The following is a 22,815-nucleotide window of genomic DNA, read 5'->3' on the forward strand; positions in this document are numbered from 1 at the left end:
GCAATGGGGCTATAGCTCAGCTGGGAGAGCGCCTGCCTTGCACGCAGGAGGTCTGCGGTTCGATCCCGCATAGCTCCACCATTTCTCTGAATAGAAATGGACACCATTGCAGATTTTGGAATAGAAATGCCAAAGATAATGTAAAATTTATCTTTGGCTTTTTTAAGCCTAATTTCAACCAAGTCGTTGAAATATGTTCTTTAAAAATTTGGAAAGCTGATAGTAGAACTTAGTGCGCGAGCATTAGGTGATACAAAATTGAGTTCTCAAAATACTTTAATCAAGTGTTTTGGATATTCTTTAACTTCAGAAATGAAGTAAATCAAGGCGTTCTTTTGCGAAAGCAAGAGACAGTAAAAACCAGCTAGTTGCAATACGCTCAAGTGAAACTCATTTGGGTTGTATGGTTAAGTGACTAAGCGTATACGGTGGATGCCTTGGCAGTCAGAGGCGATGAAGGACGTAGTAACTTGCGAAAAGCGTTGGCGAGCTAGTAACAAGCATTTGAGCTAACGATGTCCGAATGGGGAAACCCGGCCACATAAGTGGTCATCATGCAGTGAATACATAGCTGTATGAGGCGAACCTGGGGAACTGAAACATCTAAGTACCCAGAGGAAAAGAAATCAACCGAGATTCCCTAAGTAGCGGCGAGCGAACGGGGATTAGCCCTTAAGTCTAGGGGGTGTTAGTGGAATGGTCTGGAAAGTCCAACGGTACAGGGTGATAGTCCCGTACATGAAAACTAACCTTAGATGAAAACGAGTAAGGCGGCACACGTGATATGTTGTCTGAACATGGGGGGACCATCCTCCAAGGCTAAATACTCCTGACTGACCGATAGTGAACCAGTACCGTGAGGGAAAGGCGAAAAGAACCCCTGTGAGGGGAGTGAAATAGAACCTGAAACCGTATACGTACAAGCAGTGGGAGCGGTTCTTGAGACCGTGACTGCGTACCTTTTGTATAATGGGTCAGCGACTTACATTTAGTAGCGAGGTTAAGCGAATAGCGGAGCCGTAGGGAAACCGAGTGTTAACTGCGCGTTTAGTTGCTAGGTGTAGACCCGAAACCCGGTGATCTAGCCATGGGCAGGTTGAAGGTTGAGTAACATCAACTGGAGGACCGAACCGACTAATGTTGAAAAATTAGCGGATGACTTGTGGCTGGGGGTGAAAGGCCAATCAAACCGGGAGATATCTGGTTCTCCTCGAAAGCTATTTAGGTAGCGCCTCGCACGAATACCATTGGGGGTAGAGCACTGTTAAGGCTAGGGGGTCATCCCGACTTACCAACCCTTTGCAAACTCCGAATACCAATGAGTACTATGCGGGAGACAGACAGCGGGTGCTAACGTCCGTTGTCAAAAGGGAAACAACCCAGACCGTCAGCTAAGGTCCCAAAGTACTAGCTAAGTGGGAAACGATGTGGGAAGGCTTAGACAGCTAGGATGTTGGCTTAGAAGCAGCCATCATTTAAAGAAAGCGTAATAGCTCACTAGTCGAGTCGGCCTGCGCGGAAGATGTAACGGGGCTAAGCTAGTCACCGAAGCTACGGGTGCATTTCATTAGAGATGCGCGGTAGAGGAGCGTTCTGTAAGCCGTTGAAGGTGAAGGGGTAACCCACGCTGGAGGTATCAGAAGTGCGAATGCTGACATGAGTAACGATAAAGGGGGTGAAAAACCCCCTCGCCGGAAGACCAAGGGTTCCTGTCCAACGTTAATCGGGGCAGGGTGAGTCGACCCCTAAGGCGAGGCCGAAAGGCGTAGTCGATGGGAAACGGGTTAATATTCCCGTACTTGTGCTAACTGCGATGGAGAGACGGAGAAGGCTAGGCTAGCGCGGCGTTGGTAGTCCGCGTTTAAGGTGGTAGGCGGTATTCTTAGGCAAATCCGGGAATACTTACGCTGAGAGCTGATGACGAGGTCCTAAGGGACTGAAGTAGTTGATGCCATGCTTCCAGGAAAATCTTCTAAGCTTCAGGTTAGCAGGAATCGTACCCCAAACCGACACAGGTGGTCGGGTAGAGAATACCAAGGCGCTTGAGAGAACTCGGCTGAAGGAACTAGGCAAAATGGTACCGTAACTTCGGGAGAAGGTACGCTCCTGTTGGTGATGAGACTTGCTCTCTAAGCTGACGGGAGTCGCAGATACCAGGTGGCTGCAACTGTTTATCAAAAACACAGCACTGTGCAAAATCGCAAGATGAAGTATACGGTGTGACGCCTGCCCGGTGCCGGAAGGTTAATTGATTGGGTTATCTTCGGAGAAGCTCATGATCGAAGCCCCGGTAAACGGCGGCCGTAACTATAACGGTCCTAAGGTAGCGAAATTCCTTGTCGGGTAAGTTCCGACCTGCACGAATGGCGTAATGATGGCCACGCTGTCTCCAGCCGAGACTCAGTGAAGTTGAAATTGCGGTGAAGATGCCGTATACCCGCGGCTAGACGGAAAGACCCCGTGAACCTTTACTATAGCTTGGCACTGAACATTGAACCTACATGTGTAGGATAGGTGGGAGACTTTGAAGCATGAACGCTAGTTTGTGTGGAGTCGTCCTTGAAATACCACCCTTGTAGTTTTGATGTTCTAACCTAGGTCCCTTATCGGGATTAGGGACAGTGCCTGGTGGGTAGTTTGACTGGGGCGGTCTCCTCCCAAAGAGTAACGGAGGAGCACGAAGGTTGGCTAAGTACGGTCGGACATCGTACGGTTAGTGCAATGGCATAAGCCAGCTTAACTGCGAGACAGACACGTCGAGCAGGTACGAAAGTAGGTCATAGTGATCCGGTGGTTCTGAATGGAAGGGCCATCGCTCAACGGATAAAAGGTACTCCGGGGATAACAGGCTGATACCGCCCAAGAGTTCATATCGACGGCGGTGTTTGGCACCTCGATGTCGGCTCATCACATCCTGGGGCTGAAGTCGGTCCCAAGGGTATGGCTGTTCGCCATTTAAAGTGGTACGCGAGCTGGGTTCAGAACGTCGTGAGACAGTTCGGTCCCTATCTGCCGTGGGCGTTGGATGATTGAGGGGAGCTGCTCCTAGTACGAGAGGACCGGAGTGGACGAACCGCTGGTGTTCGGGTTGTCATGCCAATGGCATTGCCCGGTAGCTACGTTCGGAATCGATAACCGCTGAAAGCATCTAAGCGGGAAGCGAGCCCCAAGATGAGTCATCCCTAGGACTATAAGTCCTCTGAAGGGCCGTCCGAGACTAGGACGTTGATAGGCAAGGTGTGTAAGCGTTGTGAGGCGTTGAGCTAACTTGTACTAATGACCCGAGAGGCTTAACCATACAACCCAGATGGGTTTTACTGAACAAGCCTGAAAGAATCGAAAAATACTTGATTGAAGATTGAGTACTCAATAATTAGCTTTCCGAATTTCCAAATTTGTCTGGAGACCATAGCACTGTGGCACCACCTGATCCCATTCCGAACTCAGAAGTGAAACGCAGTCGCGCCGATGGTAGTGTGGGGTTTCCCCATGCGAGAGTAGGTCATCTCCAGACACCAAATTCGCTGATATGGCTCAGTCGGTAGAGCGCATCCTTGGTAAGGATGAGGTCCCCAGTTCGATTCTGGGTATCAGCACCATAGACAAATGTATAAATGTAAAGAATTTGTCTGGAGACCATAGCACTGTGGCACCACCTGATCCCATTCCGAACTCAGAAGTGAAACACAGTCGCGCCGATGGTAGTGTGGGGTTTCCCCATGCGAGAGTAGGTCATCTCCAGGCGCCTAATTTCTCGTAAGAGAGTCGATAAAGCCCGTTGCTAACGCAACGGGCTTTATTCGTTAGATTTTGTAAGAGTTTTTCATACTGCTAGCCAACTAAGGGTAAGCGTCTGGGCAACTACACCTATCTTTTAAAATTCCATGGTAACAGGCTGTCGATATCCGGTGCTGGTTGGCACAGTTCATTAAGACAAGCCATGATGTAATCAAATGGTACTAAGCCATTGACCTTGGCCGTTTCTACTATGCTGTAAAGCGTGGCACTGGCATTTGCCCCATTAGCTGTCTGACTGAATAACCAATTTTTTCGGCCAATCACAAACGGTTTTACGGCTCGCTCTGCACGATTGTTATCAATACTCAGCCTGCCATCATCAACATAACGAATGAGTTTGTGCCATTGATTAGCCAGGTAATTAGCTGCCTCCATCAGTTTGGTATTACCCACTAAATTGGGCTGGTTTTGCTCAAGCCATGCTTTTAGCTTGCTAAAAATAGGCAGGCTAGCCTCTTGTCTGGCAATGTACTTTTCATCTGTAGTTTTATCTTTGATGTGTGACTCTACACCGTACAATTTCTGGATAAGACTCAATACCACATCCGCTTTGCCGGTTTTGTTTTTACCTTGCAGCTTTTTTGCTTCAATAAATTTACGCCTAGCATGAGCCCAGCATCCCACTAAGGTTGCCTGTGTTTTTTCATAAGCTTGATATCCATCTACGTGCAAATAGCCTTGATATCCATCAAGATAATTGACCACGCAGGCGGCTGCCCGACTATTGTGGAAGTCGTAAAGCACAATATTAGGGATAGGATTATTCGGGGCTGGTGAATCTCGACCTGAGCAATAGACCCACATGTAACTGTTCACTTTATCGGATTTCACCACTTTTAATGGCGTTTCATCAGCAAACAACGTGGGCTGTTTTAACAACGCTGTTTTAAGCCGTTCAACTAATGGTGCGAAGAGGGTGGCTGATTTGTCTATCCAGCTGCTCATTGTCTGGCGACTGAGCTCAATGCCATATTGCTTAAACATCGCTTCCTGGCGATAAAGCGGTAACCCGTATTGATATTTACTGGTGATAAGCTGACTGAGTAAACTGCTTGTAGCAATGCCTTTATTGATTGGCATTGCTGGCATTGAGGCTTGTTTAATCGGCGTTTGAGTCGAGGATTTATCACAGTGGCGGCAAGCGTATTTAGGCCTAATGTGCTCAATCACTTTGATTTGCGCTGGAATAAACTCAAGCTTTTCTGATTTATCCTCGCCCATTTTATGTAACTCACTGCCACAGCAATCACAGGTCTTATCGGTGATATCATGGATAACCTGCTCACGGGGTAAGTCTTTTGGCAGTGGCTTACGCACAGGCTTTTTACGGGTATAGCTAATGGATTGTTGCTCGGCCTCAACGGCTTCAACAATCTCTTCTACTTCATTGAATAACTCGCCTTGCCCAACAAAGCCTTCAGCACTTTTGCCGAATTGTTTTTGTTGAGCGAGGCGCCAGCGCTCTTCCAAGGCTGCGATGAGTGCATCCTTCTGCGCTAACAGTTTTTCAAGTTCAGCAATGCGCTGTTTAAGGGCGAGTTCATTTTTCATGACGCCTATGTTAAGGCATATCGAAAGGCTTTGTAGTGCTAATTGACCTTGTTTTGATGATCATCAATTGATCGCAAATATTAACGTAGTTGCTTACCCGTCACATCAATTTTACTGTGGCCAATGACATCATAACCCCCTAATAACCCGTGTAATTGCTGCTCGGATAATGTCATGGTGGGTGATATGAGTTTGGGCCATTTGAACTTATGCTTGTCTAATCGCTTATACCATAGCGCAAAGCCAGTGTTATCCCAATAAAGTCATTTGAGTTTATCGTGGCCTTTATTGCAAAACACAAATAGTGCACCATTAAGGACGGACAGCTCTAGCTCTGCTTCGACTAAAGCCGCCAACCCGTTAATTGATTTACGAAAATCGACAGCATCGGCACATAAATAGACGGAAGGCACATCAACAAACATCTTCATACCATTAGCCCCTTAATGATGGTAAGGATATCTATTGTTGCTAAATCCGCTGAAAGAGTGAGTTGGCCAGTTCGCGTATTAAACAGCACTGGGTGTTGATGAGTTTGCGTGCAGACTTCAGTGGTGGTTTGTTTTAGTTGTATAAAGCGTGATTGAGTAGCGTGAGATGTTTGCTCTGACACGCTTGGCTGGTACTGTTGCTTACCCAGTAAAGCGCGCTGTTTATAATAGGTGGTAATCGAGACATTATGTTGCTGGCAAAATTCGATATTAGTGCCACTAAAAGTATTGCGTTGTAAAAGTAACTGTCGCCACTGCTGACTTGTTTTGTGAGTTGTCATCACCTGCTCCAAATTTATCAATGAGCAGATATTTTCAAATAATCAGATTAACGATGCGAGGTGTGGGTCGCTGGACGGTTACGATTGAGATGCCTACATATATAAGTCTATTAGCCTTTACGACGTTAAGGCTAAGTGCTGAAGGATCCCCTCATAAATCGGCCATAGCATAGCCATATTTGAGTAACTGATTGGCGAATAATACCCACGCCGCCAGCAATTCTTTCTCCGTGATTTGATAATCAGGCCGCCTGAGTACCTCCAATCCCAAGCGAATCGTTGAGAGTACCGTTCGATGCCCAATGGTATTGGCCTGAAAATGCTTATCCCAGCCCTGTTGCTGTGCGTGTAAACCAACTAGCCACAACAGGCATTGAACCATTAACGCAATCAGTAGGATGATGTCGAATCGCTCTGGACTGTTGGTACGACTTTGGCGTAAGCCAAAGCCGTATGCCGGGCTTTTGAGGTCACGAAAGGTTTCTTCAATTTGCATACGTTTGGCGTACAGGTTTACCAGCTGTTTTGGGCTCCGAGATCCTGGTGGTAAGTTGCTGGCTAACACCCAAGGTTCTCTCGCCGCTGTTGAGTACGTTTTTGCTGATGGATGGTGGCAATTCGTCCTCGTTGAACGCTGATTTGTACGCCCCTTAGGTTTGCTACGATAAAGCGTGAGATGGCAATTGATAGGGTTAGATTTGGTTAAGAGCTTACACCCTAGGCTCTTCGCTCGACTGTTGGCCAAGTCATGTGTACTGCGAACTGCACGCCAATTTTCGGCACCAATATCTGCAAATTGAACGGTACCGCGAATACGGCTTAGCCAAAACCAACCATGTGCCTCAACCTCTTTGTACCAAGGCACTTTGAACCCCGCGTCAGTCACGATGAGAGGGGTAACATGCAAAGGTAAAATCTTGGCTAAGTCCGCTAAAAAACCGTTGTGGGCGGCCTTAGAGCATTGTTCTGATAGGGGATAGGATTTCTCATATAGGGTAATAGAGCGGCCATTGAAGGCTATTGAGGCTCGCAGGGCCATGATGCGTTTATGCTCTCGGATATCTGACCAATCGACGAGCACAATCGGCATAGGGTTACCAGAACAGATAAGGCTGGCATGCCATTGGTAGACCGCTAACCGCTCTTGGTGCAGATGCGTGTTGCCGAGCAAACGATCAATGCGCTTGATGTTTTGCTTGGTTCGAGCCGTGGTTGGTAAATTTCGACCTAACTCAGTCAAGGTCAGTGTCTTACATTCAATCAGTGCCTTAGAGGCCAGCATCAAACTGTTTAATCGTTTTAGGTGAAGTTCTGGGCAGTATTGGTGTAAAGAATGTTGTAGGATATTGGCTTCGCGCATCTTGTTGTCCAAGTGTAGTTTTTGACGAAACCATTTGATCATGCAACAAGATGCGCTTCCACCCTAATTTGATGATTTATTTGTAAATTATCAGGGGATTCCTCAGGGCTAAGTGGCTTGGCTGATGTTTAACGCTGATTGAATACTAAATATTGTATCTAGTTCATCTCAGATTACCGTCGCTAATACTTCCCCGCACCCTCAGTAAAGTTGTTAAAAATTTATGTAATCAGACAATGCTGCAGCTTTTGGCTATTAGCAGCATGAGTCATAGACTGAAGCTCTGGGCATAAAAAATGCCAATCAGTTTCAGTGATTGGCATTAATGCTATTGATTAAATTGATGTCGATTTAATACCAGCTCAGTCGTGGCGACTTAGCTTTAATTGGTAATGCAGTCCTAAAGTGAGGCTTCTGGTAAGCATAAAGGCTGACATCGCGGCCCATAGGGCATGGTTGCCTGACGATTCTAAACACCACCACACAGGGAAGAATACGGCGAAGGTACAAAATATCATGCTGTTACGCATGGTTGCCCCCTGCGCTGTGCCTATATAGACGCCATCAAACAGGTATGATCCAAAAGCTAAGATAGGCATCAAGACTAACCACGGCAGGTAATGAATGGCACTGGCTTGCACACTCGTTATGCTAGTGAGCGAGCTAATCAATGGCGCGCCTAGTAGATAAAAACTTAAACTAAAACATATGGCTATAATCGCTGACCAATAAAAGGCGAGGGCAACGCTATATTTGAGCCCGGCTTTATCTCCGCGCCCAAAGTGGCGCCCACCTTCAGCTTCGGCGTAGTAGGCAATACCATCTAAGGCGTAAGAAATAAGTAAGAGTAAGTTCAGTAAAATAGCATTGGCTGCCAACACAGTATCACCCAAGCTCGCGGCTTTAAAGGTCATAAAGGCGAACACAGCTTGCAGGCATAGACTGCGAATAAAGATATTGGCATTGAGGCTCAGCAGTTGCTGATAGCCATTAAGTTGCAAGCGACAGAGTTGCTCTTTAAGGGCAAAACCCGATTGCAACTTCAGTTGGCGGATGACCATAGTGGCAGCGACTGTGGTTCCTGCTATTTCAGCGATGACTGAGGCGATGGCCGCACCCTTAACTCCCATGTCAAATCCCAAAACCAATACCAAATCGAGTATAATGTTGGCGCTATTAGCGACTATGAGTTGCCACATAGCGGCTTTAGGTTGTTGTCTGCCCAGTAGATATCCCAATAACACTAAATTTAATAGGGCAAAAGGCGCCGCCCAAATTCGGATATAAAAGTACTGTTGGCAATAGATAATCACCTGCTCACTAGCGGCAGAAAAACCTAAAGCAAGTTCAAGAATAGGCTGTTGCAAAGCAATAATGAGTAAGCCAAAAATCAGTGCTAGGCTCACGGCTTGTAATAGCAGGCTGAATTGTTGTTGATTATCTTGTCGACCATACGCTTGCGCGACTAGGCCGGTGGTGGCCATGCGCAAGAATCCGAGTAACCAGAAAATTAGCGTAATTATGGTCGATGCTAATGCAACGCCCCCTAAATAATAGGCATTACTCAAATGACCTATAACCGCAGTATCCACTAGGCCCAATAAGGGCACAGTGATATTCGATAAAATCATTGGCAAGGCTAAGGCCAACAAGTGTCGATTGGCTTGAGCGTTAAGCAGAATTGCTGGACTTGTCATCATAGAGGCGAAAATCTTATATGTTAAATAAATGGCTGAGTGCGATACTCGCTACTTTTTGCTTATGCTTAAGCACCCTAGCATGGGCGCAATTACCGAACACGCCAGTGGCGCAGCGCGGCGCTGTCATTCTACAGTATCATCATGTATCAGACACAGGGCCGCGCAGCACGAGTGTTAGCCTCGCGCAATTTCGTGAGCAGATGCAGTATCTTAAAGACAATGATTTTACCGTTATTCCTCTGAGCCGTTTAATCGAAGCCATTAAGCAGCGTCAACCATTAGCCGATAAAAGCGTGGTAATTACCTTTGATGACGGTTATCAAGACATTGCCGCTAATGCGCATCCCTTATTAAAAGAGTTTGGCTTTCCCTACACTATGTTTGTTGCCATAGCGCCAATTGAGCAAGGTTATGGGGAGATGATGAGCTGGGCAACCTTAACTAAGATTTCCCAAGAAGGCGCCACTATCGCAAATCATAGCTATGCCCATGAACACTTAGTGCGTATGGACGCTGGTGAAACTGAGGCGCAATGGTTGGGGCGCGTTACCGCTAATATTGAACGTACTGAGGCGATGATTTTAAAACACACAGGTCAGTCTCATAAAACCTTAGCCTATCCTTATGGTGAATATAATGCGCAGCTGCAGCAATGGTTAGCTGAACAAGGATATGTAGCCTTAGGTCAACAGTCTGGCGCTGCTGGCTGGTATTCATCACTCACGGCGTTACCTCGTTTTCCGGTGGCTGGCCCTTATGCCGATATGTCATCGCTTAAGGTCAAATTGCACAGTTTGAACATGCCTATCGTCAGCCAAAACATTCACGATCCTATGCTTGCAAATGGCAAGTGGCAGCCCAAGCTTGAGTTAACGTTGGATATGACAGATATCAATCGCAAACAAGTGATGTGTTTTGTGCAAGGGCAGGGCGCGACTGAGCCTGTGTGGTTGAATGCTGAAACTTTTAGTATTCAGGCTGAGCTAGCTTTAGGCGCTGGGCGTTCACGTTACAATTGCACTGCGCCCAGCAAATCCACTGGGCGCTATTATTGGTTCTCACAAGCTTGGGTGAGACCTAAGGATGATGGCAGCTGGCCCAAGTTTTAAGCCGGTGTAAGCAGCTTAGGTTTTAGACTCTAAGTAAGCTTAATAGCCGATTGGCGATTAAATGTAGGGGTTGCTGTTCATGGTGCGCGTCAATCGCCACCGCAGCCCCTGGCATGCCCCACACCACAGATGTGGCTTCATCCTGGCAAATGTTATGCGATCCTTGCTCCTTCATGGCGAGTAATCCCTGCGCACCATCCTTGCCCATTCCAGTTAGCATCACGCCTATACTCTGCTGACCTGCGCATTCCGCCACGCTATTAAACAAGACTTCGACCGAAGGTTTATGGCGATTGACGGGATCGGTATCAAGTAGCTCAGTGTAAAAATGAGTACCTCTTCTAATAATAGTTAAATGCTTATCTCCCGGCGCCACATACACAAATCCTGGTTTAAGTAATTCGCCGCCCACGGCCTCATGAACACTCATGGCGCATTTAGTATCTAAGCGCCGCGCAAACGAGGCGCTAAACGCCGCGGGAATATGCTGGGCTATGACCACAGGTGGAAAGTTAGCTGGTAGCGTACTAATCAATTCTGCAATAGCTTCGGTGCCACCGGTTGAAGCGCCAATAGCCACTAAGCGGTTTTTAAGTTTGGCATTATGGGTACTGATTATCGGTGTAACAGGCATCTTGGGGCGAATGCGGCAACAAGCGGCTTGTCTTACTTTTTCTAATAATTCAGCTTGATAGGTCGGTAAGCTGTTTTGTAAATCGTTTTTTGGCTTAGCGATAAAGTCGATGGCGCCAATGCTTAAGGCCTCAAGGGTAATAGCTGCGCCTTTCTCGGTTAAAGTCGATATCATAATGACCGGCATGGGGCGTAAGCGCATTAAGTTACGTAAAAATGCGATCCCGTCCATCTTGGGCATTTCTATGTCTAAGGTGAGCACATCTGGCGCGAGCGTTTTAATCATGTCTCTGGCTTGCAATGGATTTTCAGCGCCGCCGACAACGCAAATATCATCAGCTTGCTCCAGCATATGGGTCAGTAATTGCCTGACTAAGGCAGAGTCGTCTATGACAAGAACTTTAATCATCTTATTTACCTTCAGTGCCAAATTGGCTCAAAGAATGGGTAGTGTGAGTTTTTGGGCGATAAATAGTGTGGCCGATTAGCACAAACTCATCGGAAATATGATGCAAGGTTTCAGAGTGGCCAATGATTAAATAACCATCATTACTCAATAATTGCCTGAATCTGGCAATGATTTTTTTGCGGGTTTCAGCGTCAAAATAGATCATCACATTACGGCAAAAAATGACGTCAAATGAACCTTTCATTGGCCAAGATTGCAGCAAGTTTAACTGTTTAAAATGAATGTGATTTTTGATCAGCGGCTTGATTTCAAATTGATTACCTAACAAATTGATGCAAGACTTTTGCATGTCGTTGGCAATATGCTCAAGGTTATCTTTGGGGTAAATGCCGGCTTGCGCTTTGGCGAGCACATTAGTATCGAGATCTGTGGCTAAAATCTTAATATCAAGCTGAGCTTGCGCAAGCATAGGTTGTAACGTCATGGCTATGCTGTAAGGTTCTTCACCGGTTGAGCAGGCAGATGACCAAATACGAATGCGCTTTTTACCTTGTTTACGCCATTGATCCATCACCACATCGTTCAAAAAGTCGAAGTGATGTCTCTCGCGAAAAAAAGACGTTAAGTTGGTAGTTAACGCATTGATAAAGTTAGGTAACTCATCATTGTTGTGTTCTAACGTCTGGCAATATTCGCCAAAGTCATTATGGCCTAATACCCGCAAGCGGCGACACAAGCGGCTATACACCATATGTTTTTTGCGTTCAGGTAACACTATCCCTGTTTGTTGGTAAGCGAGTGTTCTTATGTACTCAAAATTTTTATCTGTCATAAGGAACTCGGGTTCATCGTCTAAATGGTTAGTACTCATGTTCATCCCTGACAGTCTGATTGGGAGTCCAAGCTTCCCAATCGCTCCTTGTTATTCTTTATGTAATCGTGTGTCTACGACTCAATGAGCAGGGAATAGGCCAAAATGACCGATTCCCATCTAAGGTTAGAACTCATTCCAGTCGTCATCGTGGTGAGTTTCAAGGCCAGAGACTTTAGCGAAACTGGCCGTCTTAGTTTTGATGTTAGGTGAGTTGTTCATCGCCCCTTTACCCATAGTGAAGAAACCCAACTGACGGCGCATGCTACGCGCTTGCTCTGTCATGGCATCGCCTGCGGCAGATACTTGCTCAACCAAAGACGCGTTTTGCTGGGTCATATCATCCATTTGTGACACAGCCTTATTCACCTCTTGAATACCTATGGATTGCTGATCGGCGGCCACGCTAATTTGATTAATCATCATGGCAACTTTTGATACCGAATCGACTATCTCTTGCAAGGTAATACCCGATTGGTTGACTAAGGCAGTACCGTCTCTCACCTTGCCAACGCTATCGCGAATAAGCTCTTTAATTTCTTTGGCGGCGCCCGCACTACGCTGCGCCAGATTGCGCACTTCACCGGCGACCACAGCAAAGCCGCGGCCTTGCTCACCGGCTCTAGCGGCTTCAACCGCCGCATTGAGGGCTAACAAGTTAGTTTGGAAGGCAATTTCATCAATCACGCTAATAATGTCGACGATACGTTTGCTCGATTGATCGATAGCTTCCATTGCGCTAATGGCTTGCGTCACGACTTCGCCGCCTTGGATCGCCTTAGTGTTGGCTTCTTTGGCGAGCTTATCGGCTTGCACTGCGTTTTCAGCGCTTTGCTGCACAGTAGTGGTCATTTCTTCCATGCTTGAGGCCGTTTCTTCAAGCGATGCTGCTTGCTCTTCGGTGCGCTGACTAAGATCAGCGTTGCCTTTGGCAATTTCTTCGGCGCCAGCTGTCACTGTGGTCGCTGATTCTTGAATGCCAGAAAGCACTTCGGTTAGGCGCTGAATGGTGGTGTTAGCATCGGCTTTTAATTTGCCAAATTGACCTTGGTATTCCCCTTGGATTTCACGGGTTAAATCGCCTTTTGCCATGCCATCGAACACATTAACAACATCGGAAATCACTTCATCGGCAATAGTGACCAGCTTATTTAAGCCATTTGAAAGGTTGAGATAGAAGCCTTCTTTACCCGCTGTTGTTAATCTTGGACTTAAATCACCAGCATTAGCCGCTTGAATGAGCGCATCGACTTCATGCTCAATGGCGACTTCGGCAGTGCGATCTGCCCACTCCACTACTGTGCCTAAACGGTTACCACTGGCGTCTGTAATAGGGTTAGCAATGATGCGGAAGGTGCGACCACCAACCACTAGTTGGCTGGTATAAGTGCTGTTGATCTTGTTTAAGATGTTGCGTTGATGGCTGGGATTTTTATGGAAGACATCAATATTTTGCCCAATCAGTTTGTTGGCATTAAAGTTAGGCAAACTGGTGCGTATGTCGGTTTGCGCCTGATTAAACATATTAGATACCGCGCCATTCATATAAATAATGTTGCACTCGGCATCGGCAAGCATGGTATTGGCGCTGACGTTATCTAGTGCCTGACGTATGCGGGCGTTTTCACTGGCAATGCGGGTTTCTTCCTGCTGCTTTTTCAGTTGATCAGTAATATCGTCCCACTCCACCACTGTGCCTATTTTAGTGCCATCAGGTTGCACTATAGGGTTGGCAATAAAGGTAAAGGTGCGCTCACCTACGGTAATGCGGCTGCGATAAGTGTCCGTCATCTTAGCTAAAAGATGTCTTTGGTGCTGCGGATTGACATGGAACTTATCGATATTGGCACCCAGCAAATTATTGGCATCAAATGCGGGCAGTGATTTTTTCAGTTCAGCGTTTACATCCATAAACATCTTCTGTACAGCTTTATTGAGATAAATGATGTTGAGATCGTTATCTGCCACCATGGTATTAGCGCTGACATTATCTAACGCTTGGCGGATACGCAGGTTTTCATTGAACAAACTCTCTTGCTCATCTTTGAGTTTTAACTGCTCAGTAATATCTTCCCACTCAACCACTGTGCCTATGCGTTTGCCGCCATCAAATACAGGCGTTGCGATTAACGAAAAGACTATGCCGTTGACTGTAATATGAGTTTTATGCACTGAGGTTAATTTCTCGAGCATACTGCGCTGATGCGCTGGATTCTTATGGAAAATATCAATGTTGTTGCCAACCAATTTATCCACATTGAATTGGGGTATAGCTTGTCTCAGTGTGTTTTCATTATGTCTAAAAACTTGAGTTAAAGAGGTATTGAGGTAGGTGATATGGTAGTTTTCATCGGCCATCATGACATTGGCTTGGCAGACATCAAGGGCTTGCTTGATGGCATTATTTTCTTTGGCAAGGGCGTTTTCTTTGGCTTCTTTCGCCAATTGTTCTGTCATATCGTCCCATTCAATCACTACCCCGAGTTTTTGCTGATTATCTTTGTCATACACTGGGCTGGCGATTAAGTTAAAGGTGCGACCACCGACTTTGAATCTGGCAGTATGGGCTGAGCTGAGATTACGAATTAAATGCTGTTGATGCGCAGGGTTTTTATGGAATTGATCCATATGACTGCCGGTTAACTGGCGACTGTTAAACGATGGGATAGCACTTTTGATATCTTGCTCAGCGTGTTGCATTAGAGTTTGTAGCGATGGATTGACGTGCATAATCATGCCGTCAGCGGATGCGAGCATAATGCTGCCCTGGCATTTTTCTAACGCCTGATGACTAAAGCTATATTTATTAAGATTGGTCTGCAGGCTAGTGAGTGCTTGTTTGCACTGCTGCCATCCTGCCACGGCTAACTCGGGCATGGCACCTTGGCCTTGCAGGTGCAAAGAGAGTTGGCTAATAAAATTAGGTAATACACTTTCTTCTTGAGTCGCTTGATACCAACTCCAACCGAGCAAAGCTAAGCCTGCACATTGCAACGCGATTACCGCGATTTGTGGGGCATTAATGACTGTGCAAATTAAACTTATGACTAACACCACTAAGGTAATAGTCAGCAGTTGGGTGCTTTTTACAGCTCCGGTTCCTTGATGATCTTTTGTCGCTTCCATGTTAAATCCTCTGCCTAGCTATTAATCTTCAACGGGAGTGTCTAGTTCTAGATCTTTGATGATGTTTGATAAAGTCCCCGCATCAGGAAGACTGTCTTTACCTAGCAACATATTGATATCAAGCAGAATCACCATTTTTTCGGACACACTTGCAAGACCGCGAATAAAGCGTAAATCTTGGGCGTTACCAAAATCCGGAGTGACCCTAATTTCGTTTTCCGCAATGGTAAATACATCAGACACAGCATCCACCACTATGCCTATGACTTTTTGTTGATTAGCTAACTCAACTTTAAGCACTATCACCACAGTGGTTGAACCATAGGCTAGGCTATCAATCCCAAACCGCTCTCGCAGATCGATAATAGGGACTATGGTGCCGCGTAAATTAATCACGCCTTTAACGTGCTTCGGGGCATTAGGAATACTAGTGGTCGGTTCCCAGCCGCGAATTTCTTGCACCGCTAAAATCGGCACGCCATATTCTTCATTGGCCATCACAAAACTTAAAAACTGGTGATAGTCATGTTCTTTACTAGTGAGTATTTGGTTTTGCTCTATATTGATTGCTGTTGCTTGAGCCATGACTGCCTATCCTTATGCCGCATGTTCTTTGTTATGCCCAATACCAGCAAGTTCAACTAAGCTGGCGACGTCAATGATTAAGGCCACTGTGCCATTGCCTAAAATAGTGGCTCCCGAAATTCCTGGGATCTTGGCATAGTTATCTTCAAGGCTCTTAATAACGACTTGTTGCTGAGCCATGAGTTCATCCACTAATAACCCGACCTTGCTATTGTTATGCTCGACGACCATCACTAGGCCATTCTCCACTTCAGTAGCATCAGCCTTATGATTAAACTCACGAAAGACCTTGATGATGGGGACATAGTCATCGCGTAAGCGAATGAGTTCATGTTCTTCGTTGAGACGATTTACTTTCTCGTTTTTCACTTGCAGCGATTCATAAATCGACATCAAGGGGATCACATAAATGTGCTCGCCAATACGAATTAATTGGCCATCAAGAATCGCAAGCGTCAGAGGTAAGCGAATGGTAAAACGACTGCCATGGCCGCGTTTGGAGCTCAAATCTATACTGCCATTTAAGCTATGAATATTGCGCTTAACTACATCCATGCCGACGCCGCGTCCAGAAAGATCGGAGACTTGATCAGCGGTTGAAAAACCGGGGTGAAAGATAAGCTGATGAATGACTTCGTCGCTGGGTTCTTCGTCGCGGCCAATAAGACCCTTTTCACGCGCTTTGGCTAAGATTTTTTCTGTGTTTAAACCGGCGCCATCATCACTGATTTCAATAATGATATTGCCACCTTGATGGAAGGCATTGAGAGTAATATTGCCGACTTCGCTCTTACCATTAGCGCGTCTCACATCTGGTTGTTCAAGGCCGTGGTCGAGTGAATTGCGCACTAAGTGCACCATAGGGTCGACAATTTTTTCCATCACGGTTTTATCAAGTTCAGTGTCTTCACCCTTAAGTATGAGCTCGACTTTTTTACCTTGTTTTTGGCTAATATCGCGCACTAATCGTGGGAAGCGACTAAAAGCAAAGCTGATAGGGATCATCCGGATTTGCATGACGCTTTCTTGCAGATCGCGGGTGTGGGATGCCAGTTGCTCTAAGCCCAAATTGAGCATCAACATTGATTCACTCGAAATTTGCTCTTGCTGGCCTAATTGACCGAGCATGGCCTGAGTAATCACTAACTCGCCGACCATATTAATTAAGGTATCTATTTTATCTGTGCTGACGCGAATTGAACCGGATTCGGCCTTGGCCTTATTCGCTGGTGGACTGGCCATTTGTTTCGCGCGTTCAGGCGCTTCGCTAACTTCGACCAACTCTTCAATTAAGCCGTCGCAGCTGTCATTTTCAATGGTTTCTGGCACTGAGTCAGTCAGCTCTAGGTATTCGATTTGGCACTCATCAGCCACCCAATCAAATACTTCGGTAATTTTTTTAAGACTTGCTTCAGTGACTAAGGTGAGGCGCCAGCATAAATAGCAATTTTCTGGCTCAAAATCTAACAGCTTAGGCATTTCTGTTGGGAGTAACTCGACCTCAAGTTCGCCCAGTTGTCTCAGCTCAGTAAACATCAACAAGGGGTCATTGCCGCATTTGAGTATGTCTTCACCCGCAATAAAATTAATTTGCCAACGCTGCAAGTTACTCACTGCTAAGGTTGGCTCAATGATCACCGGTGCTGCTGTTACGACGTTATTGTTAGCAATGGCTAAGGCTTCATTTAACCGACGTTCCAACTCTTGCAATTGCGGATCTGAATATTCGCTTTCAGTCATTAAGGCATCTATCATGGCGCGTAAGACATCCACTGAGTGCAGCAGAATATCAACATGATCAGCGGTCATCTTGCGGCGTTTATCGCGAATTTCATCCAGTAAGGTTTCAAGCAAGTGAGTGAAGTTAGCAACGCCATTAAATCCAAAGGTTGCGCTGCCTCCCTTAATCGAGTGGGCGCCCCTAAAGATGGTATTGATAGCTTCATCATCTGGCTCGTCGATATTAATCGCGAGCAGTTCAGTTTCCATCGCCGCCAGGCCTTCTAGGCTTTCTTCAAAAAACACCTGGCTGAATTGACTTAGGTCGATTTCCATATCCGATAACCTTATTAACCTAATACTTTGCGAACAGTGGCCAATAGCTGATCAGGGTTGAATGGCTTGACTATCCATCCGGTTGCACCTGCTGCCCGCCCTTCTTGTTTTTTGTCGCCACCAGACTCAGTGGTCAACATCAACAGCGGGGTAAATTTGTACGCGGGTAGCGTTCTTAAGTTCCGGATTAAGGTGATGCCGTCCATCACAGGCATGTTGACGTCTGAAATCACCAAGTCATATTGCCCTTGTTGAGCCACGGTCAGAGCCTCATCGCCGTTGCAGGCCTCTGTGACATCAAACCCCGCGGTCTTCAGCGTAAAGCCAACCATTTGACGCATTGAAGCAGAATCATCCACAGCAAGTATTTTTTTCATTCGATCCTTCCTTAGCTTGCAAATACGAGCCCTGGGAGCACGATACCCAGGTTAAGACATTGAGTTTTGAGTTCTGAGGTTCCAAGCGAAAAACTAAGATTAACTGAGTGACGTTCGCAATCGACAGCAAGCACATGAAACATCTGCATTCCTGCGGTATCTATGGTTTTGAGTTCGCTAACATCAAGGAATAAGACATGATCAGCGTCGAGCGCCTTAGTGATCATGGCGTAACTTTCGCTGATATTTCTGATGGTCAACGAGTGACCTAGTTTAATTGTATGTTCATCCATAAATTCATTCTTAAAAACGTCCGTGTACATGCAAAGATAGTCGGCTATTTACACAAATTCCTTAGTTGAGCAAAATTTTCTTTTGAACCTAGGCAGTTAACTCGTACTACATGGCGAGCTTTATGACTTGGTGAGTAACCTAAAATCATGGATTATTTGCGCGCTGCTCATGTCTCCTTGGCCCTGAGTATTCGCCATGGTCTTAAATACAGCCACGCGCTCACCTTGTGGATTAATTAACACCAGCGACGCACTGTGATCGACTTGATAGTCAGCGCCTGTGCCTGTCATCGCATACACCATGCCAAGGCTCTGGGTGAGTGGATAAAGTTTGGCGTGCTCACCTGTTACCGCCACAATCTTGGGATGAAAAAAATTGCGATAATCTTGTAATTTTCGAATGCTGTCGCGCGCCGGATCAACCGACAAAAAAATGATTTGTACTGGCGCAATGGCATTTAATTGCTCATACATGCTAGAAAGTTTAGCCATAGTGGTGGGGCAAATATCAGGGCATGAGGTATAGCCTACAAATATCAAACTCCATTGTCCCAGCAAGTGCTTAGCCGTAAAGGGCGCGTCATCTTGATTAGTTAATACAAAGTCAATAATGGGCCGCGGCTTTTCAAATTGATAGCTGGTGGTTAAGGGGTCATCCCCCCCCGTTAGGGCTTGCTGATAGCCCTGATAACTCAAGACGCCCGCGAGCATTATGAAGCCAACAATAATTACCCCAATCAGTATGCGCATACTTGGCCCTATAGGTAGTGGTCTGCTAATAATGCGAGAAATAACAGCATCAATTGATAAATAGAAAAGCGAAATAACCCCATAGCTAAACCGGGTTGGTCATGAAACTTAAGCTGCCAAGCCTTGTAAATAAACATCAGACTTAAGGGAGTTGATAGCGCTAGATAGAGTGCGCCAGACATACCCACAATGACAGGAAATAGACAAGCAATGGCGAGTAACACTGTATAAAGCAAGATACAGGTCTTAGTAAATTCCACCCCATGAGTCACCGGCAGCATAGGGATATTGACCTTGGCATAATCATCGCGCCTATGAATGGCTAACGCCCAAAAATGCGGTGGCGTCCAAGTAAAAATAATGATGACAAGTAGTAAGCCAAAACCGTGGAATTGACCTGTCATGGCCGTCCAGCCTAATAAGGGCGGCATGGCGCCCGCTAAGCCGCCTATGACTATATTTTGCGGCGTGGCGCGTTTTAACCATAAGGTATAGATAAAGGCGTATCCCACTAAACTGGCGCAAGTTAGCCAAGCGGTTAATGGATTTACAAGCAGGTACAGCAGGCCAAAGCCTGAGATAGCAAGGGTTATTGCAAATATCAGCGCGTGCTCTACAGAGACTCGGCCGGTGGCGACTGGGCGATGATGAGTGCGAGCCATGCGGGCATCGATTTGCCAATCAATGAGATGGTTAATTGTGGCGGCTGCCGCTGACATTAACCCTATACCGATTAACCCTAATACTAATGGCTGCCATGGCAGTGGCGCACTGGCTGGCACAGATAAACACATGCCGACCAGTACGGTTAGAAGCATTAAGGCCACGACTTTTGGCTTAGTGAGTTCATAGTAATCTCGCCAAATAGTGGTGCGTGTTCTTAGGTGAAAATTTGCCGATAAGGATTTACTCATAGAACCTCCATTACGGGTTACGCCAGATGGCATAGTTAAGATAAATCACACTTAACAGTAAAAATGCCGCGACTAAGTTGTGGCTCACAGCAATTAGTAGCGGTAGTTGTAGCCACACATTGGCTACGCCAAGGCTGGCTTGGCACACAAGTAATAACAGCATTATGCTGCTAGCGCGTTTAAGCCTAGGCAGGCTTGCCTTGCGCTGCACTTGCCACCATAAACCCACGAGCAACAAAGCCGTGACTAAGGCGCCAAAGCGATGAAATACATGTATGGTCATGCGCTCTGGATAAGCCAGCACCCCAAATTCAAACTGGGTATGGCCTTGAGGCAGCGGATTAAATGCCGTAAGTGGCGCGAGATTCCTCCACCAATTGGCTTCACAAATGGGCAGTTCAGTGCAGGCGAGGGCGGCATAGTTAGATGATGTCCAGCCGCCTAAGCTGATTTGCAGTATCAATACAACTAAGGCAATAACCGCCAGGGGGCGCAAGCATCTCACGCTAGTGTGAGCATAGCTTTTAGGCGGTGGTGTTAAGCGTAAATAGAATAAAAACAATAAGGATAATAAGCTAAAGCCGCCAAGCAGGTGCGCCATGACGACTATGGGCATGAGTTTTAAGGTGACAGTCCACATGCCTAATGCGCCTTGCAATAACACTAAGAGTAAAATGACTAAAGGCAGCTTTTTGGGGGAGTCGGCATTTCTAAACGCTTGAATAACGATAACAATAATCAGTAAACCTAGACTACTTGCCAGATAGCGGTGGATCATTTCTAACCAAGCTTTAGCGGTTTCCACTGGCCGCTCAGGAAACGCTTGTTCTGCATGGGCAATATCTTGTGGCGAGCTTGGCACTAAGATTTTGCCATAGCAGCCCGGCCAATCTGGGCATCCTAGACCTGCATCTTCAAGGCGAGTATAAGCCCCCATAAAGATCACTAATAAGGTCAGTAGTAAGGTGAGTCTGACTAACCAAGTTAATGCCATTAGCCAATCCTCGATAATTTAAGCATTTTGCGCATATCAGCAATCAAGGCCTTACCTTGGAGTAGCTCAAGCTCGATAGTGGCAGTGAGCGGATACTTCATCACTAAGGATCCTAAGGGATCGATAATCACTAAGGCTTGATCCATGAGCCATTGTGATATTTCAGGGTTAGCGACCACCAACTCAAAATCAAAAGGTTCAAGTGCCTTAAGATCGCTGCCGCGCTGTAGCAGTACTAGCGGGCGGACTCTATCTTGATCTGGGCCTAAAGCAGTGTGCGCCTGCTTGAGGATGTAAAGTCGCTGCTGACAACGGCTATCGCATTCGTTTGGCAGTAAATACACTATCTGCCAACGTCCTTGATAATTATTGAGCATCTTAAGTTCAGTTAAGTTTGGACTCGGTGAAATCAGCTGACCTTGGTTAGTGGCGCCTTCTTTGTAAAGATGCAAACTTAAGAATAATTTCGCCAGCAACACAGGGATGACAAACACTAGCGAAATTAACAATAAGGTGCGTTTATTATTAGTTGTAGTCATGCTTCATCCTTATGTTGTTTTAAGTGCTTAAAGCTTAAGGCTAATACTAGACCTGCAAACACAAGAGCCATGGAAAACCACTGCAAGGCGTAGCCAAAATGCTTGGCAACTGACATGGGCGGTGATTGCCATACTCGCGGCCACTGAGGTTGTGAAAGCTCTGTGGGTAACAACACCACAGGTAATAACGGTAAAGATAAGTATTGAGCTAAGGCGGCAAGATTCAGATTTTGAATGCGAATAACCTTATTGTTATGGCTATCTAATAAGGCTTCGGGGGCCAGCGCCTGACTTAAGCGATTGGCTTGTTTGTAATAGAGGCGCCCAACCAAGGCTGGCGCTGAATTAATGCGTGTTAACGGCGGAATGTGGTTGCGATCAGGGCTTGCGGCCACAAAGCCTAATTCAATTAATATGGCGTGAGTAAGCTGTGGCTGTTGCTGCACTTGAAAGATGCGATATCCGACTTGCCCTTGCAAAATTTGATTATCTAAAACAATTAGCGGCGCCTTGCTATCCGCCGTTGTAAGCTGAGCTTGATGACCGTGCAACTCGGCAGCGCTCAGTGCTAATTCATCCCAATTAAGAGGCTCGCGAGAGTGTTTTATGTCTTGCTGTTGCTGCCAAGCTTGTTTGTCATAGCCTTTGTGTAATTGCCACAGGCCTAACTTGACCAGCAGAATAAATATGCCCACAGTAAATATCAGCACTAAGAACACGTTACCCTGATATCGCAGCGAGGAATGGCTCATGACGCTCCTATTGGCCTTCAAAATAGCTTTAGTTTGCCTGTTAGTTATTATCATTATTAATTTAGGCAGAGCCATGTTCCTTATGGTGCGCCGCGGGCAAGGCGAGGAGACTCAATCTATGAGTCATTACCTCGGCCGTCGCCTGATATGGTCGGCCATAGTAGTGTTATTGTTGTTAGTCGCGCTGGGCTTTGGCTTAATAACGCCAAATCCCAGACCTTACTAAG

The 22,815-nt window shown here is 46.2% G+C and carries 18 protein-coding genes, 2 tRNA genes, 3 rRNA genes and 1 pseudogene; 7 read left to right on the top strand and 17 right to left on the bottom strand.

Annotation, left to right across the window (positions count from 1 at the left end; genetic code table 11):
• Nucleotides 1-5: 5 nt before the first annotated feature.
• The 5 genes from FJQ87_RS02480 to rrf (FJQ87_RS02500) all read left to right on the top strand — a co-directional run bounded on the left by FJQ87_RS02480 (nt 6) and on the right by rrf (FJQ87_RS02500) (nt 3,744).
• Nucleotides 6-81: transfer RNA gene (locus FJQ87_RS02480), tRNA-Ala, on the top strand.
• 324 nt (nt 82-405) lie between these two features.
• A 23S ribosomal RNA gene (locus FJQ87_RS02485) occupies nt 406-3,298 on the top strand.
• Between the two features lie 100 nt (nt 3,299-3,398).
• A 5S ribosomal RNA gene (gene rrf / locus FJQ87_RS02490) occupies nt 3,399-3,514 on the top strand.
• Nucleotides 3,515-3,523: 9 nt separating this feature from the next.
• Nucleotides 3,524-3,599 (top strand) — tRNA-Thr (locus FJQ87_RS02495).
• 29 nt (nt 3,600-3,628) lie between these two features.
• Nucleotides 3,629-3,744: ribosomal RNA gene (gene rrf, locus FJQ87_RS02500) — 5S ribosomal RNA — on the top strand.
• A 123-nt stretch (nt 3,745-3,867) separates the two neighbouring features.
• Here the strand turns inward: rrf (FJQ87_RS02500) and FJQ87_RS02505 are convergent.
• The 5 genes and pseudogenes from FJQ87_RS02505 to FJQ87_RS02530 all read right to left on the bottom strand — a co-directional run bounded on the left by FJQ87_RS02505 (nt 3,868) and on the right by FJQ87_RS02530 (nt 9,178).
• Nucleotides 3,868-5,349 (bottom strand): IS66 family transposase, encoded by a 1,482-nt coding sequence (locus tag FJQ87_RS02505; protein WP_140930347.1) that lies wholly within the window; start codon nt 5,347-5,349, stop codon nt 3,868-3,870.
• An 80-nt stretch (nt 5,350-5,429) separates the two neighbouring features.
• Nucleotides 5,430-5,780: pseudogene (gene tnpB / locus FJQ87_RS02515) on the bottom strand (IS66 family insertion sequence element accessory protein TnpB).
• Nucleotides 5,777-6,121 (bottom strand): IS66 family insertion sequence element accessory protein TnpB, encoded by a 345-nt coding sequence (locus FJQ87_RS02520; protein WP_140930349.1) that lies wholly within the window; start codon nt 6,119-6,121, stop codon nt 5,777-5,779. The pseudogene tnpB and the gene FJQ87_RS02520 overlap by 4 nt, the downstream one beginning before the upstream one ends.
• A 151-nt stretch (nt 6,122-6,272) precedes the next feature.
• Nucleotides 6,273-7,481 (bottom strand): IS4 family transposase, encoded by a 1,209-nt coding sequence (locus FJQ87_RS02525; protein WP_206194382.1) that lies wholly within the window; start codon nt 7,479-7,481, stop codon nt 6,273-6,275.
• A gap of 362 nt (nt 7,482-7,843) precedes the next feature.
• On the bottom strand, nt 7,844-9,178 hold the full coding sequence (locus FJQ87_RS02530; protein WP_140933956.1) for an MATE family efflux transporter: 1,335 nt from the start codon (nt 9,176-9,178) through the stop codon (nt 7,844-7,846).
• 20 nt (nt 9,179-9,198) lie between these two features.
• Here FJQ87_RS02530 and FJQ87_RS02535 point away from each other — a divergent pair, with 20 nt between their 5' ends.
• Complete coding sequence (locus tag FJQ87_RS02535; RefSeq protein ID WP_140930351.1) at nt 9,199-10,290, top strand: polysaccharide deacetylase family protein; 1,092 nt, start codon at nt 9,199-9,201, stop codon at nt 10,288-10,290.
• A gap of 22 nt (nt 10,291-10,312) precedes the next feature.
• On the opposite strand, the gene FJQ87_RS02540 is transcribed toward FJQ87_RS02535, so the two are convergent.
• From FJQ87_RS02540 to FJQ87_RS02595, 12 genes are all read right to left on the bottom strand, one after another.
• Nucleotides 10,313-11,332: a chemotaxis response regulator protein-glutamate methylesterase gene (locus tag FJQ87_RS02540; protein ID WP_140930352.1), complete on the bottom strand. Its 1,020-nt coding sequence runs from the start codon at nt 11,330-11,332 to the stop codon at nt 10,313-10,315.
• 1 nt (nt 11,333) lies between these two features.
• A complete protein-coding gene (locus FJQ87_RS02545) occupies nt 11,334-12,203 on the bottom strand; it encodes a protein-glutamate O-methyltransferase CheR (RefSeq protein WP_240778800.1) in 870 nt (289 codons plus the stop codon).
• 126 nt (nt 12,204-12,329) lie between these two features.
• The gene (locus FJQ87_RS02550; RefSeq protein WP_168195123.1) at nt 12,330-15,329 is read right to left on the bottom strand and encodes a methyl-accepting chemotaxis protein; all 3,000 of its coding nucleotides are present in this window, start codon (nt 15,327-15,329) and stop codon (nt 12,330-12,332) included.
• Between the two features lie 21 nt (nt 15,330-15,350).
• Nucleotides 15,351-15,914, bottom strand: a complete 564-nt coding sequence (locus FJQ87_RS02555; protein ID WP_140930353.1) for a chemotaxis protein CheW — start codon at nt 15,912-15,914, stop codon at nt 15,351-15,353.
• A 12-nt stretch (nt 15,915-15,926) separates the two neighbouring features.
• Complete coding sequence (locus FJQ87_RS02560) at nt 15,927-17,969, bottom strand: chemotaxis protein CheA (RefSeq protein WP_140930354.1); 2,043 nt, start codon at nt 17,967-17,969, stop codon at nt 15,927-15,929.
• Nucleotides 17,970-17,983: 14 nt separating this feature from the next.
• Entirely contained in the window at nt 17,984-18,346 is a 363-nt protein-coding gene (locus FJQ87_RS02565; RefSeq protein WP_140930355.1) for a response regulator, read from the bottom strand.
• Between the two features lie 11 nt (nt 18,347-18,357).
• Nucleotides 18,358-18,639, bottom strand: coding sequence for an STAS domain-containing protein (locus FJQ87_RS02570; protein WP_168195124.1), 282 nt, complete (start codon nt 18,637-18,639; stop codon nt 18,358-18,360).
• A 120-nt stretch (nt 18,640-18,759) separates the two neighbouring features.
• Entirely contained in the window at nt 18,760-19,389 is a 630-nt protein-coding gene (locus FJQ87_RS02575; protein ID WP_140930357.1) for an SCO family protein, read from the bottom strand.
• 8 nt (nt 19,390-19,397) lie between these two features.
• Nucleotides 19,398-20,303 (bottom strand): heme o synthase, encoded by a 906-nt coding sequence (cyoE, locus tag FJQ87_RS02580; protein ID WP_140930358.1) that lies wholly within the window; start codon nt 20,301-20,303, stop codon nt 19,398-19,400.
• Nucleotides 20,304-20,313: 10 nt separating this feature from the next.
• Nucleotides 20,314-21,297 (bottom strand): COX15/CtaA family protein, encoded by a 984-nt coding sequence (locus FJQ87_RS02585; RefSeq protein WP_140930359.1) that lies wholly within the window; start codon nt 21,295-21,297, stop codon nt 20,314-20,316.
• The gene (locus FJQ87_RS02590; RefSeq protein ID WP_140930360.1) at nt 21,297-21,836 is read right to left on the bottom strand and encodes a hypothetical protein; all 540 of its coding nucleotides are present in this window, start codon (nt 21,834-21,836) and stop codon (nt 21,297-21,299) included. Before FJQ87_RS02590 ends, FJQ87_RS02585 begins: the two co-directional genes overlap by 1 nt.
• Nucleotides 21,833-22,588 (bottom strand): SURF1 family protein, encoded by a 756-nt coding sequence (locus FJQ87_RS02595; RefSeq protein WP_168195125.1) that lies wholly within the window; start codon nt 22,586-22,588, stop codon nt 21,833-21,835. Before FJQ87_RS02595 ends, FJQ87_RS02590 begins: the two co-directional genes overlap by 4 nt.
• On the opposite strand from FJQ87_RS02595, the gene FJQ87_RS02600 reads away from it, so the two are divergent.
• Entirely contained in the window at nt 22,587-22,814 is a 228-nt protein-coding gene (locus FJQ87_RS02600; RefSeq protein WP_140930362.1) for a DUF2909 domain-containing protein, read from the top strand. The genes FJQ87_RS02595 and FJQ87_RS02600 overlap by 2 nt on opposite strands.
• Nucleotide 22,815 lies beyond the last annotated feature (1 nt).

This window comes from Shewanella sp. SNU WT4, assembly GCF_006494715.1.
Lineage (GTDB): Bacteria > Pseudomonadota > Gammaproteobacteria > Enterobacterales > Shewanellaceae > Shewanella.

Coding starts and splice junctions, on each gene's coding strand:
- FJQ87_RS02540 (WP_140930352.1), bottom strand. CDS start 11,332: ATGATTAAAGTTCTTGTCATAGACGACTCTGCCTTAGTCAGGCAATTA.
- FJQ87_RS02595 (WP_168195125.1), bottom strand. CDS start 22,588: ATGAGCCATTCCTCGCTGCGATATCAGGGTAACGTGTTCTTAGTGCTG.
- FJQ87_RS02505 (WP_140930347.1), bottom strand. CDS start 5,349: ATGAAAAATGAACTCGCCCTTAAACAGCGCATTGCTGAACTTGAAAAA.
- FJQ87_RS02530 (WP_140933956.1), bottom strand. CDS start 9,178: ATGACAAGTCCAGCAATTCTGCTTAACGCTCAAGCCAATCGACACTTG.
- cyoE (WP_140930358.1), bottom strand. CDS start 20,303: ATGAGTAAATCCTTATCGGCAAATTTTCACCTAAGAACACGCACCACT.
- FJQ87_RS02585 (WP_140930359.1), bottom strand. CDS start 21,297: ATGGCATTAACTTGGTTAGTCAGACTCACCTTACTACTGACCTTATTA.
- FJQ87_RS02545 (WP_240778800.1), bottom strand. CDS start 12,203: ATGAGTACTAACCATTTAGACGATGAACCCGAGTTCCTTATGACAGAT.
- FJQ87_RS02550 (WP_168195123.1), bottom strand. CDS start 15,329: ATGGAAGCGACAAAAGATCATCAAGGAACCGGAGCTGTAAAAAGCACC.
- FJQ87_RS02535 (WP_140930351.1), top strand. CDS start 9,199: ATGTTAAATAAATGGCTGAGTGCGATACTCGCTACTTTTTGCTTATGC.
- FJQ87_RS02575 (WP_140930357.1), bottom strand. CDS start 19,389: ATGCGCATACTGATTGGGGTAATTATTGTTGGCTTCATAATGCTCGCG.
- FJQ87_RS02570 (WP_168195124.1), bottom strand. CDS start 18,639: ATGGATGAACATACAATTAAACTAGGTCACTCGTTGACCATCAGAAAT.
- FJQ87_RS02555 (WP_140930353.1), bottom strand. CDS start 15,914: ATGGCTCAAGCAACAGCAATCAATATAGAGCAAAACCAAATACTCACT.
- FJQ87_RS02565 (WP_140930355.1), bottom strand. CDS start 18,346: ATGAAAAAAATACTTGCTGTGGATGATTCTGCTTCAATGCGTCAAATG.
- FJQ87_RS02525 (WP_206194382.1), bottom strand. CDS start 7,481: ATGCGCGAAGCCAATATCCTACAACATTCTTTACACCAATACTGCCCA.
- FJQ87_RS02600 (WP_140930362.1), top strand. CDS start 22,587: ATGACGCTCCTATTGGCCTTCAAAATAGCTTTAGTTTGCCTGTTAGTT.
- FJQ87_RS02590 (WP_140930360.1), bottom strand. CDS start 21,836: ATGACTACAACTAATAATAAACGCACCTTATTGTTAATTTCGCTAGTG.
- FJQ87_RS02560 (WP_140930354.1), bottom strand. CDS start 17,969: ATGGAAATCGACCTAAGTCAATTCAGCCAGGTGTTTTTTGAAGAAAGC.
- FJQ87_RS02520 (WP_140930349.1), bottom strand. CDS start 6,121: ATGACAACTCACAAAACAAGTCAGCAGTGGCGACAGTTACTTTTACAA.